Here is a 1300-nt window from a genome sequence, read left to right as displayed (position 1 = left end):
GCAAAACTGCTTGATGGATACTGTGCTTTGCTTTTGTTGTTCAATGATCGCCGCCCAGTGCGCGCGTTTTTGTGCTTGTTTCATCGTACCTCCAGTCAAAAAGGTACTATGGCAAAGCCCGTGTCTTATGGGTATGTGGGGTTTATTAACCGCTTACGGATTTTTGGTGCTTACTGGCCACATATTTCATTGAGTGGCGAATTTGATGAATAATGCAGTGCTGTATCTCTGTCTTGGGATAGATACTTTCAATCGCTTCAGGGAAGCCCTTAAGGCCATCAACGCACGCAATAAGGATATCTTGTACACCACGGTTGTGCAGGTCGGTCAGCACGCTGAGCCAATGATGGGCACCTTCAGACTCTGACAGGTAAAGGCCCAGCAGCTCTTTTTTCCCCTCAACGTTGAGGCCGAGAATGGTGTACACCGCTTTAGTGATAAAGCGCCCGTTCTCTTTGATTTTATAGTGAATGGCATCGAGCCAGACAATCGGATAGACCGCGTCTAATTGCCGCTCACGCCAAGCCTGAAGCTCAGGCAGTAGCTTATCAGTCACGGCATTGATGGTACCGTTAGATACATGAATACCGTACAACATCTTCGATGTGCATGCGGATATCTTGGTAACTGGTACCTAGAGAAAACATCGCGAGGATTTTACGCTCCAGCTCATCGGTTAAATGCGTTTGGTGCTTTTTCACTAATTGCGGCTCGAACGAGCCTGCTCGGTCGCGTGGTGTACTGAGTTCAAAGCTGCCGGCAGGGTTCTTAACGGACTTTGATGTAGAGCCGTTCTTACGGTTAGGCTGCTTTTTATCCGCGAGGTGTTCATCAAGCTCAGCTTGCATAGCCGCTTCAGTGAGCTGCTTGATGAGGGGGGTTAAAATACCATCTTTGCCGGTGAGGTCTTTACCTTCACGCAAAGCTTGCAAGGCGGTATCCATATCGAATGTTGGTTTAGTCATGTGTCATCCCTTTTTGGTACAGTCTAACGAAATGACACAGAATTCTGAACACTACCGTTTTATAGTACAGTTTATGAGAAAGTCCGCAGTGGCGGATTTGAGGTTGATGACGAACCCCGCCTTTTTAGGTGGGGTTCTTTTTTAGACGCAGCCGTAGGTCGTGCGCGATAAAACGGTGATCCGTGAATTGGCGCAGTATCATTATGACGACCAAGGCTTTTTGCTCTCGGTGCGCGCGGATGCGGGGCGGAATTTTGACTACCAATACAATCAAGTCGGCCACCTTATTCGTTGGCAAGATAAGGCCAATACCTGGGTTGAGCATGATTATGATA

At 47.9% G+C, this 1300-nt stretch carries 1 pseudogene; it reads right to left on the bottom strand.

Annotated features, from left to right (window positions below):
• Positions 1-145: 145 nt before the first annotated feature.
• Positions 146-944: pseudogene (locus DZ54_RS23055) on the bottom strand (IS256 family transposase).
• Positions 945-1300: the final 356 nt, after the last annotated feature.

Source organism: Salinivibrio socompensis S35 (assembly GCF_000513715.1).
Taxonomy (GTDB): domain Bacteria; phylum Pseudomonadota; class Gammaproteobacteria; order Enterobacterales; family Vibrionaceae; genus Salinivibrio; species Salinivibrio socompensis.
The sequence above is the reverse complement of the archived record's forward strand: the minus strand, read 5'-3'. Positions and strand labels throughout refer to the sequence as shown.